Origin of the sequence: Promicromonospora kroppenstedtii (genome assembly GCF_044389675.1) — a bacterium.
In the GTDB taxonomy this organism is placed as follows: Bacteria; Actinomycetota; Actinomycetes; order Actinomycetales; family Cellulomonadaceae; genus Promicromonospora; species Promicromonospora kroppenstedtii.
The window spans coordinates 51106-61914 of record NZ_JBIRYI010000019.1 but is presented as its reverse complement, the minus strand read 5'-3'; the positions used below and the strand labels follow the sequence as shown (position 1 = coordinate 61914).

10 protein-coding genes are annotated in these 10809 nt (G+C 71.0%); 4 read left to right on the top strand and 6 right to left on the bottom strand.

The genetic code is table 11. From position 1 onward, the window contains the following. Positions 1-38: 38 nt before the first annotated feature. From ACH47X_RS24080 to ACH47X_RS24070, 3 genes are all read left to right on the top strand, one after another. Complete coding sequence (locus ACH47X_RS24080; protein WP_397407601.1) at positions 39-632, top strand: GNAT family N-acetyltransferase; 594 nt, start codon at positions 39-41, stop codon at positions 630-632. 34 nt (positions 633-666) lie between these two features. Then, positions 667-2385: a DNA-3-methyladenine glycosylase 2 family protein gene (locus ACH47X_RS24075; protein ID WP_397407599.1), complete on the top strand. Its 1719-nt coding sequence runs from the start codon at positions 667-669 to the stop codon at positions 2383-2385. A gap of 67 nt (positions 2386-2452) precedes the next feature. Further along, complete coding sequence (locus ACH47X_RS24070; RefSeq protein ID WP_397407597.1) at positions 2453-2998, top strand: methylated-DNA--[protein]-cysteine S-methyltransferase; 546 nt, start codon at positions 2453-2455, stop codon at positions 2996-2998. 78 nt (positions 2999-3076) lie between these two features. On the opposite strand, the gene ACH47X_RS24065 is transcribed toward ACH47X_RS24070, so the two are convergent. From ACH47X_RS24065 to ACH47X_RS24055, 3 genes are all read right to left on the bottom strand, one after another. Then, on the bottom strand, positions 3077-4006 hold the full coding sequence (locus ACH47X_RS24065) for a carbohydrate ABC transporter permease (RefSeq protein ID WP_036962590.1): 930 nt from the start codon (positions 4004-4006) through the stop codon (positions 3077-3079). Continuing rightward, entirely contained in the window at positions 4003-4989 is a 987-nt protein-coding gene (locus ACH47X_RS24060) for a carbohydrate ABC transporter permease (protein ID WP_036962588.1), read from the bottom strand. The genes ACH47X_RS24065 and ACH47X_RS24060 overlap by 4 nt, the downstream gene beginning before the upstream one ends. A gap of 122 nt (positions 4990-5111) precedes the next feature. Continuing rightward, on the bottom strand, positions 5112-6506 hold the full coding sequence (locus ACH47X_RS24055) for an ABC transporter substrate-binding protein (protein ID WP_397407594.1): 1395 nt from the start codon (positions 6504-6506) through the stop codon (positions 5112-5114). A 287-nt stretch (positions 6507-6793) separates the two neighbouring features. Here ACH47X_RS24055 and map point away from each other — a divergent pair, with 287 nt between their 5' ends. After that, positions 6794-7570, top strand: a complete 777-nt coding sequence (gene map, locus ACH47X_RS24050; RefSeq protein ID WP_397407592.1) for a type I methionyl aminopeptidase — start codon at positions 6794-6796, stop codon at positions 7568-7570. A gap of 78 nt (positions 7571-7648) precedes the next feature. Here map and ACH47X_RS24045 read toward each other — a convergent pair whose 3' ends face one another. From ACH47X_RS24045 to serS, 3 genes are all read right to left on the bottom strand, one after another. After that, on the bottom strand, positions 7649-8500 hold the full coding sequence (locus tag ACH47X_RS24045; protein WP_084800349.1) for an HAD family hydrolase: 852 nt from the start codon (positions 8498-8500) through the stop codon (positions 7649-7651). A 104-nt stretch (positions 8501-8604) separates the two neighbouring features. Continuing rightward, positions 8605-9408 carry an HAD family hydrolase gene (locus ACH47X_RS24040; protein ID WP_397407589.1) on the bottom strand — a complete coding sequence of 268 codons (804 nt, stop codon included), beginning with the start codon at positions 9406-9408 and terminating at the stop codon, positions 8605-8607. A 128-nt stretch (positions 9409-9536) separates the two neighbouring features. Beyond that, complete coding sequence (gene serS / locus ACH47X_RS24035; protein ID WP_397407587.1) at positions 9537-10808, bottom strand: serine--tRNA ligase; 1272 nt, start codon at positions 10806-10808, stop codon at positions 9537-9539. Between the last annotated feature and the right edge of the window lies 1 nt (position 10809).

Below are 10809 nucleotides of genomic sequence, written 5' to 3'. Positions count from 1 at the left end.
GGCGGCCCGGCGCGTCGCGGTCGTGGTGGGATGACGCCATGCAGCACGATCTCCACCTCGCCGCCCACGACGTCCGCCTCGAACCGCTGGCGCACAGGCACGCGCCGGCCCTGGCCGGGCTCGTCGACGTCCGGCTCTGGGCCGGCATGACCACCGCGCTCCCCGACACCGTCCCCGCCATGGAGGCGTACGTGGACGCCGCCCTCGCGGCCCCGGACCACCTGGCGTTCGCGGTGCTCGGACCCGACGGCGAGGTGCGCGGCTCGACCCGGTTCTACGAGCTCAGCGCCCGGCAGCGGCGGGTCGAGATCGGGTCCACGTTCTACGGCCGCGACTGGTGGGCCGGCGCGACCAACCCGGCATGCAAGCTGATGCTGCTGCGGCACGCCTTCGAGGTGCTGGAGCTGCGCCGGGTCGCGCTGCGCTGCGACGCGCGGAACACGCGGTCCCGCGCGGCGATCCTCAAGCTCGGCGCGCAGGAGGAGGGCCGGCTGCGGGCGCACCGGATCGCCCCGGACGGTTCCGAGGGCGACACCCTGTACTTCTCGATCCTGTCCGACGAGTGGCCCGGCGTCCGCGAAGGGCTCGAGGCGCGGCTGGCGGGCCGCACTGCCGTGTCCGAATCCCGCTAGCCGCCGCGTCCGCACGGGGCGCAGGATGGTGGGCATGACCGACGTCGAGCTCCGCGATCCCGCGTTCACCGAGCGCTACCGCGCCATCGCCGCGCGCGACTCCCGCTTCGACGGGCAGTTCTACACCGCGGTCCGCACCACCGGTATCTACTGCCGGCCGTCGTGCCCGGCCCGCACGCCGAAGGCCGAGAACGTCAGGTTCTACCTGACTTCCGCCGCCGCGCACGAGGCCGGGTTCCGCGCGTGCAAGCGGTGCCTGCCCGAGGCCGCGCCGGGCACGCCGGCCTGGGACCTGCGCCGCGACCTCACCGGCCGCGCGATGCGGCTGGTGGCCGACGGCGTGGTGGACCGCGAGGGCGTCTCCGGCCTGGCACAGCGCCTGGGGTATTCCGAGCGGCAGCTGCACCGGCTGCTGGTCGGGGAGCTGGGCGCGGGGCCGCTGGCTCTCGCCCGCGCCCAGCGCGCGCAGACCGCGCGCACCCTCCTGGTCGGCACCTCGCTCCGCCTGGCCGACGTCGCCTTCGCGGCCGGGTTCGGCTCGATCCGCCAGTTCAACGACACCGTGGCCGAGGTGTTCGGCGCGACGCCGTCCGAGCTCCGGGCCCGGGCCCGGCGCCCGGTGGGATCGGGCCCAGCCGGCGCACGCGCCTCCGGCTCGCACGCCGCCGGCTCGCACGCCGCCCGTGAGATCGGTCCGACGTCGCGAGCCCGGTCGGTTGACGGACCGAGCTCAGGTCATCCGACCGAAGTCGCGATGGCGGCCGGCGAGCCCGTACGGATCTCGCTCACGCTGCCCGTCCGCGAGCCGTTCGACGCGCGCGGCGTGCTGGAGTTCCTGGCCGTGCGCGCGATCGAGGGCGTGGAGTCCGCGGACCTGGGCGCCCCTGGCACGCCCGCCCCGGCGGGCCAGGCACGTACCGCCGCACCCGTGCTCCGGTACGCCCGGACCGTCGTCCTGCCGCACGGCCCCGGCGCGTTCGAGGTGCGCGTGCCCCGGCCCGGCAGCGGTCGCGTCGACCTGGACCTGGAGCTCGCCGACCTCGCGGACGCGCCCGTCGCCGTCGCGCGGGTGCGGCGGTTGCTGGACCTCGACGCGGACCCGGTCGCCGTCGACTCATCGCTCGCGGCCGACCCGGTGCTCGCGCCGTCCGTCGCGGCGGTCCCGGGAATCCGGGTCCCCGGCACGCTGGACCCGGCCGAGCTGCTGGTCCGCGCGATCGTGGGGCAGCAGATCAGCGTCGCCGCCGCGCGGACGCACCTGACGCGGCTCGCGCACGGCGTAGGCACCCCGTACGCCTCGGCGTTCGAGGGCCTGACCAGGCTGTTCCCCACCCCGAGGCAGATCGCCGGTCCCCCTGGGCGGGGCCCCGGCGGCGGGCCGGGCACCGAGGACGGCTCGGCCTATCTCCGCCTGCCCGCCCGGACCCTGGCGACCGTGCTCGGCGCGGCCCGGGACCTCGCGGACGGCAGCCTCACGCTGAGCGTCGGCGACGACCCCGACGACCTGCGGCGTCGCCTCGTGGCCCGGCCCGGGATCGGCCCCTGGACCGCTGGATACGTGGCGCTGCGCGTGCTCGGCGACCCCGACGTCCTGATGGACGGCGACGTCGCCCTGCTGTCCGGCGCCCGCAACCTCGGGCTGGTCTCCGCGGAGACCTCCCGCCCCCATCAGTTCAAGGAGCTCGCCCTGCGCGGCGCGGTCTGGGCGCCCTGGCGCTCCTACGCCGCGATGCACCTGTGGCGCTCCGCCTGACCCGTCAGACCTACCGGTCACCCGGGTGACCTGTGCGTCCGACAACTCGACCCCTGGAAGGAAGAACATGCACACCACGACCCTCACCACCCCCGACGGGCCCTTCAGCGTCGTCGTCGCGGCCGTCCCTGCCGTCGACGGCGGCGCTCCGGCCACGGAGCAGGTGCTCGCCGCGGGCTGGACCGACGACGTCGGCTCGCTCCTGGCGCTCGTCCACCCGAGCCTGCGCCCGTCCGGCGCGGACCAGGCCGACGCCGGCGCCCCGGCGGGCCTGCTCGCCGAGGCGGCGGACGCCGTCCGCGCCTACTACGACGGCGACCACGGGGCGCCCGGCCGCGTCCCCGTGCTGCAGGCGAGCGGCCCGTACCGGACGCACGCCTGGGACGTGCTGCGGGAGGTCAAGCCCGGCGAGCGCCTGACGTACAGCGAGTACGCGGTACGGACCGGGCGGCCGGCGGCCGTACGCGCCGCGGCCGGGGCGTGCGCCATGAACGCGGCCGCGCTGTTCGTGCCGTGCCACCGCATCCTGCGCACCGACGGCACTCTGGGCGGCTTCCGCTACGGGCTGCCGGTCAAGGAGAGCCTGCTGGCCCGCGAGGCCGCGCCGGCATGACGGACGAGGCCCGGGTTTCTCCTCTTTGAGCGACGTCAAAGAGGAGAAACCCGGGCCTCGAAGGGGACTGCGGCAGCGTCAGCCCTTGACGGAACCCGCCAGCAGGCCGCGCACGAAGTAGCGCTGCAGGGACAGGAACACGATCAGCGGTACGACCATCGAGATGAACGCACCGGCCGACAGCACATGCCAGTCCCCACCGCGCGAACCCGCGAGCTCTGCCACCCGGACCGTGAGCGGGAACGTCTTCAGGTCACCCATGACCAGGGCGACCAGCAGGTCGTTCCACACCCACAGGAACTGGAAGATGGCGAACGCCGCCAGCGCCGGGGTGAGCAGCGGGAGCACGACCCGGAAGAACACCTGCACGTGGCCGGCACCGTCCATCCGCGCCGCCTCGATCAGGGACCTGGGGATCTCCTTCATGAAGTTGTGCAGCAGGAAGATCGCCAGTGGCAGCGCGAAGATCGAGTGCGACAGCCAGATGGTCCAGAACGAGCCGTTGATGCCCAGGTCCACGTAGGCCGACAGCAGCGGCACGAGCGTGATCTGGATCGGGACGATCTGCAGGGCGAACACCGCGATGAACAGGAAGTCCGCACCCTTGAAGTCGACCCAGGCGAACCCGTAGGCGGCCAGCAGGGCGAGGGTGATCGGGATGAACACCGCGGGCAGCGTGACCACGAACGAGTTCACGAAGAACACTGCCAGGTTCGTGGACCCGTCGAACAGCGCGGTCTCGTAGTTCTTCAGCGAGAAGACGCCCTCGCCGGCGAACGCGGAGCCGAACACGGTCCACCAGCCGCTCTGGCGGATGTCCAGCTCCGGGCGGAACGACGTGATGAGCAGACCGACCGTCGGGAGCGTCCACAGGATGGCGATGACGACGGCGAGCGTGCTCGCCCACGGGTTGGACAGGGCCTTGCGTGCCTTGCGGGCGCGGTTGTTGAGGCTCGACGTGCGGCGGGGCACCTCGGGGGCAGGAGTCGCTGCTTCGACGGTGCTCATCGGACGTCCTCCGAGAGGCGCTGCTGGCGCACGTTGTAGATGATGACCGGGACCACGATGACGAACAGCAGCACGGCCAGCGCCGCGCTCAGGCCCGCCTCGTTCTGCCGGAACCGCTGGTCGTAGAACTCCAGGGCCACGATCGAGGTGTTGAACTGGCCCGCGGTCATGGTTCTGACGATGTCGAACGTCTTGAGCGTGGTCATCGCGATGGTGGTGAGCACCACCACGAGGGCCGGCCGGATGCTCGGGATCGTGATGCGCCAGAACATGCCGAACCCGGAGACGCCGTCGAGCCGTGCGGCCTCGACGATGTCGTCAGGGATCGCCTTGATCGACGCCGAGAGCAGCGTCATCGCGAAGCCCGCCTGGATCCAGATGAACACCACCATGATGAGGAAGGTGTTCAGCGGCCGGCTGAGCAGGAACTGCTGCGGCTCGCCGCCGAGCCAGACGATGAACTGGTTGAGCAGGCCCGTCTGGTTCACGCCGGCGGGCTTGAACTCGTAGACGAACTTCCAGATGATCGACGCGCCCACCATGGAGATGGCCATCGGCAGGAACACCAGGCCCTTGGCGACCGCCTCGAACCGGCTCTTGTCGACCAGGTAGGCGTACACGAGGCCCAGGAACGTGGCCACGAGCGGTGCGACGAGCACCCACAGCGCCGTGTTGCCGAGCACGATGAGGAACCGCTGTTCGGTGAAGGTCTGGATGTAGTTGTCCAGGCCCACGAACTCCGTGCTGTTGCGGTTCATGAACGAGTTGATGATGGTGCGGATCGCCGGGTACACGAGGCCGAGCAGGAGCAACAGCAGCGCCGCGCCCGTGAACCCGAAGCCGACGAACCAGCGAGAAGGGTTCCGTGGTCGGTCGACCACGAAGAGGATGATGCCCATCAGCACGACGAACAGCACGATCGCGATGAGCATCAGCAATAACTTGTGCGCGGGGTCGTCCCCGGCGTGCAGCAGCCAGTCCATGGCTATCTCCTGTCGCTGTCCTGGTCCGGTCGTCCTTGACTGGTCCGGCCCTCAGCCTAGGACGGCGGAGGCGTGGGACCCGAAGTCCCACGCCTCCGCGCGTCATGGTCGAGGTCCGGGCGTCAGTTCTTGGGCCAGGAGTCCTCGATGGTGTCGGTCACCTGCTGGCTGCTCTCGTCGCTGGCGAACCACTCGACCATGCCGTTCCAGAAGGAGTCGGTGCCGACGGCGGCCGGCATGAGGTCCGACGCGTCGAAGCGGGCCACCGTGGCCGGGTCGGCGAGGATCTCGGCGGACAGCCGGTCGAAGTCCGTGGCCAGGTTGTCCGGGTCCAGACCCTTGTTGGCGCTCACCCAGCCACCGGCGGGGGTGGCCAGAGCCTTGGCGTTCGCCCAGTCCGCGCTGGAGAGGTAGGTCTGGAACGCCTGCACCTCGGGACGGTCGGTGAACGCGCCGATGAACTCACCGGCGACCAGCGTCGGCTTCTCGTCGGCCGTCTGGGCCGGCAGGTAGAACGCGTAGACGTCGCCGTCCGGGCCGACCTCGGTGCCCTCGGGCCACTGCGTCTGGTAGAAGTTCGCGGCACGGTGCATCCAGCAGTTGCCGTCGAGGATCGGGTAGCCCGCGTCGGTCCAGGTCGCCGTGGCGATCGAGTCGACGCCGCCGAGCCCGCCGTTCACGTAGTCCGGGTTCTTGAGGATCTCGCCGGCCGTGTCGAACGCGTCGACGATCTGCGGGTCGTTGAACGGGATCTCGTGGGTGTACCACTGGTCGTAGACGTCCGGGCCCGCGGTGCGGAGCACGACGTCCTCGATCCAGTCGGTGCCCGGCCAGCCGGTGGCGTCACCGGACTCGATGCCCGCGCACCAGGGGCGGGTGGCGCCCTCGTTGCCCTCGGCGATGGTGGCGGTGAGCTCCATCAGCTCGTCCCAGGTGGTCGGCACCTCGTAGCCGGCGTCGGCGAACATCGACGGCGAGTACCAGACGTACGACTTGACGTTGGAGCCCAGCGGCGCGGCGTAGAACGTGCCGTCGACGGTGCCGTACTCCTTCCACTCCGCCGACCAGCCCTCGTCGACGTTCGCCTCGACCTGCTTCGGCGCCGGGAGGACCGCGTCGTAGTCGTTGACGAGGGTCTGGAGCAGGCCGGGCTGCGGCAGGATCGCGATGTCCGGCGGGTTGCCGGCCTGGACACGCACGGGCAGCTGGGCCTCCATCTCGCGAGAGCCCTCGTAGTTGATCGTCACGCCGGTGCAGTCCTCGAACGGCTTGTACGACGCCGTCTGGGTCTCTGCCTCGGGCTCCACGATCGTCGTGTAGACGTTGACCTCGGTGCCCTCGAGGTCGCCGAACTCCTCGTAGGCGGCGCAGTCGATCGTGGCCTGGGTGGCCTCGCCGCCGCCGTCCTCGCCCCCGCCGTCGTTGGTGTCGGCACAGGCCGCAAGGACCAGGGCCAGGCTCGCGCCGGTCGCCGCCACGGCGACCGCTCGGCGCTTGGAAGCCATCCGGATAGTCATCTCGTGCTCCTCCACTGCTTCGTGGGCTCAGAACCCTCTGACTTGCGGGTACGGACCGGCAGACTGCCGGGTTGCCCGCCCTCAACGCAACCGTGGTTTCCGATCCGATGCAAGCCCATACAGCATCACCTTGCATTACGAAATCGTTGCAATCGCGCCCGCCGCCCAAGACGGGTGAAGCCCCGGGTAGCGCGCACGCAACGTCTCAGCGCAGGCACGACGGCGTGTCGGCGGCGGGACGTAGGCTTGTGCCGCCAGATCACTGGTGCCCCTACGGAAGGACGGACATGATCGAGCTGAGGACGCCGCGCGAGATCGAGGAGATGCGCCCGGCGGGACGCTTCGTCGCCGACGTGCTGCTCGCCGTCCGCGAAGCAGCGGGCGTGGGGGTCAACCTCCTCGAGCTCGACGAGATCGCGCACAAGATGATCCGCGACCAGGGCGCCGAGTCGTGCTACATCGACTACCACCCGTCGTTCGGGGCCATGCCGTTCGGCAAGGTCATCTGCACGTCCGTGAACGACGCCGTGCTGCACGGCCTGCCGTTCGACTACGCGCTGCAGGACGGCGACCTGCTGTCGATCGACTTCGCGGCCTCCGTGAACGGCTGGGTCTCCGACTCCGCCCTGTCGATCGTGGTCGGCACGCCGGACCCGGCCCGCGCCGACCGCGACGCCAAGCTGATCCGCACCACCGAGGTGGCGCTGGAAGCCGGCATCGCCGCCGCGCAGCCGGGCGGGAAGATCGGCGACATCTCCGCGGCGATCGCGGAGGTCGCGCACGCGGCCGGCTACTCGGTCAACACCGACTTCGGCGGGCACGGCGTGGGCCGCACGATGCACGGTGACCCGCACGTGCCGAACAACGGCCGCGCGGGGCGCGGGTTCCCCCTCAAGCCGGGCCTCGTCATCGCGGTCGAACCGTGGTTCCTGGAGACCACGGACAAGATCTTCACCGACCCGGACGGCTGGACGCTGCGTTCCGAGGACGGTTCGCGCGGTGCCCACTCGGAGCACACGATCGCGATCACGGAGGACGGGCCGCTGATCCTCACGGCGCGCTGACCGACGCCGCCGAGACAGGACCAGGGCGAAGCAGGACTGCAGCGAGAGGACTTCGCCCTGGTTCCGTCTCGGCGGCGGTCAGATCAGGGTCTTGAGCGCCTGGATCACGCCGTGCTGCGTGATGTCGCCGACGGTCTCGTTGGCGATCGCCTTCACCGCCGCCGGGGCGTGGCCCATCGCGACGGCGCGTGCGGCCCAGCTCAGCATCTCGATGTCGTTCAGGCCGTCGCCGACGGCCAGCGTGTTGTGCCGCGGGACGCCGAGCAGGGAGCGGATGTTCTCCAGGGACGTCGCCTTGCTCAGGTGCCTGGGGGTCACGTCGATCCAGTCCGGCCCGGCCTCGGTGGCGGTGACACCGTGCCGGCGCAGCGGTTCGAGCAGGTCCAGCACGTTCGGGCCGCGCAGGATCGCGCGCGACGCCGGCATGACACCCAGCTCGTCGACGTCGACCACGCGCTGCGCGCCGTTGACCTCGTGCGGCTCGAACAGCCGGTTCACGCGGTAGCCCACGCCGATCTCCTCGACGCCGATCTGCACGTCGGGGAACCGGCTGAGCGCCATCCGGGCCACGGGGCCGACGTCGAACGTCAGCACGTCCTCGAGCTGGTAGCCGTTGGTGCAGGTGGCGCAGAGCCGCGCCGTCACCGCGCCGTTGGAGGCGACCACCCAGCCGTCGGTGATCCCGAGCTCCTTGGCCACGGGCAGGATCCCCGTCAACGACCGTCCCGACGCGAGGACCACGTGATGCTTCCGGCCGCGCACGAGGCGTACGGCCAGAACCGTCGGCCCGGGCACCGGCTGCCCGGTGACCAACAGGGTCCCGTCGATGTCGAGGGCAACCAGGTGGGGCGCATCGTTGCGCACCCGCATGGACACCGACTGGTCGTCCAGGATCATCACGTACCCCCATGGCACCGTGAGCGCCGTCACCCTTCGACGGATCGCGCCCAAATGTACAGGCTTTCGGCTGGTGATCCATACCTTTGCACGGATAGCTCTTTCACCCGCACAGATCACCCCCCGTGTCGCGCGACTCAGAGCAGCGAGCGGAGCACGTCCACCACGCCGTCCTCGTCGATGGAGCCGGTCACGGCGTCGGCAGCCGCCCGCACCGGTTCGGTCGCGTGCCCCATCGCCACGCCCCATCCTGCCCACCGCAGCATGTCGATGTCGTTGCTGCCGTCACCCACGGCGACGGTGTTCTCGGCCGCCACGCCGAGCTCCCTGCGCACCGCCTCGAGAGCCGACGCCTTCGTCACGCCCTGCGGTGCGATGTCCATCCACGCGGACCAGCCGACGGCGTACGTCACGTCGTCGAACCCGAGCCGCGCCGCGATCTCGTGGAACTCCGCGCTCGTCTCCCCCGGGCTGCGGACGACGACGCGTGTGACGTCGCCGGCCCAGAGCTCCTCGAAGTCCACCACCCGGTGCTCCCCGTTGAGCTCGCCCTCCGGGAAGAGCTCGTTCATCCGGAATCCCACGCCGACGTCCTCCACCGCGTAGCGCGCGTGCGGCAGCTCCACCTGGAGCATGCGCAGCACGGGCTCGGGGTCGAAGGTCTCGACCTTCTCCAGGGTGTAGCCCATGGGGGCGGACGCGTCGAGGCGGGCCGTGACAGCCCCGTTCGACGCGACGATCCAGGAGTCCTCGATCTTGAGCTCGGCCGCGATCGGCGTCATCGCGATGAGCGACCGGCCGGACGCGAGCACCACGTGGTGCCCGGCGGCCCGCACCGCGGCCACCGCCTCGCGTGCGGCGTCGGACAGCACCTCGTCGTACGTGACGAGCGTGCCGTCGATGTCGAGGGCGACAAGCTTGCGTTCGGTGGCAGGAGGCACGCTGGCAGCCTACCCACCGGCCGGTGAACAGCAGCGAACCTGCGGACCGTGATCGGCGGAATGTCAGGTGATCGGCAGCTCGGGCTGCCGACCACCTGACGTCCTGCCGATCACCGTTCCGAGCCGGGCTACTTCACCGGCTCCAGGACCTCCAGGCCGCCCAGGTACGGGCGCAGGCCCTCCGGGACGTGGACCGAGCCGTCGGCCTGCTGGTGGTTCTCCAGGATCGCGACGATCCAGCGGGTGGTGCCGAGCGTGCCGTTCAGGGTGGCGACGTTGCGGGTCGAGCCGTCCTCGGTCCGCTCGCGGACCCCCAGGCGGCGGGCCTGGAAGGTGGTGCAGTTCGACGTCGAGGTGAGCTCCAGCCAGCGGTCCTGGGTGGGGAGCCACGCCTCGCAGTCGAACTTCCGGGCCGCCGACGAGCCGAGGTCGCCCGCCGCCGTGTCGATGACGCGGTAGGGCAGCTCGACCTTGGCCATCATGGCCTCTTCCCAGCCCAGCAGTCGCTGGTGCTCGGCCGCCGCGTCCTCAGGGGCGCAGTAGCTGAACATCTCGACCTTGTGGAACTGGTGCACGCGGATGATCCCGCGCGTGTCGCGGCCCGCCGAGCCGGCCTCACGGCGGTAGCAGGCGCTCCAGCCCGCGTACCGCAGCGGCCCGTCGGACAGGTCCACGATCTCGTCGCTGTGGTAGCCGGCGAGCGCCACCTCGGAGGTGCCGACCAGGTACAGGTCGTCCTTCTCCAGCCGGTAGACCTCGTCGGCGTGGGCGCCCAGGAAGCCGGTGCCCTGCATGGTCTCGGGCTTGACGAGGGTCGGCGTGATCATGGGCGTGAAGCCCTGCTGCACGGCCTGGTCCATGGCCATGTTGAGCAGCGCCAGCTCCAGGCGGGCACCGATGCCGGTCAGAAAGTAGAACCGCGCGCCCGAGACCTTGGCGCCGCGCTTGGTGTCGATGGCGCGCAGGCCCTCGCCGAGCTCCAGGTGGTCCTTGGGCTCGAAGCCCTCGGCCGCGAAGTCGCGCCGGGTGCCCACCTGCTTGAGCTCGACGTAGTCCTCCTCGCCGCCGGCGGGCGCGCCCTCGATCACGTTGGCGATCGAGTACAGCACGCGGTCGAGCTCCTGCTCGGCCTCGCCGGCCGTGGCCTGGTGCCGCTTGACGTCCTGCGCGAGCTGCTTGGTGCGGGCCAGCAGCGCCTGCTTCTCGTCGCCCTGGGCCTGGGCCACCTGCTTGCCCAGGGACTTCTGCTCCGCGCGCAGGCTCTCGAACTCCGCCAGGGAGGAGCGGCGGAGCGCGTCGGCGTCGAGCGCCACGTCGACGAGGTCGGGGTCGTCGCCGCGGGCCACCTGGCTCGCGCGGACGACGTCGGGGTTGTCGCGCAGAAGTCGGAGATCGATCACG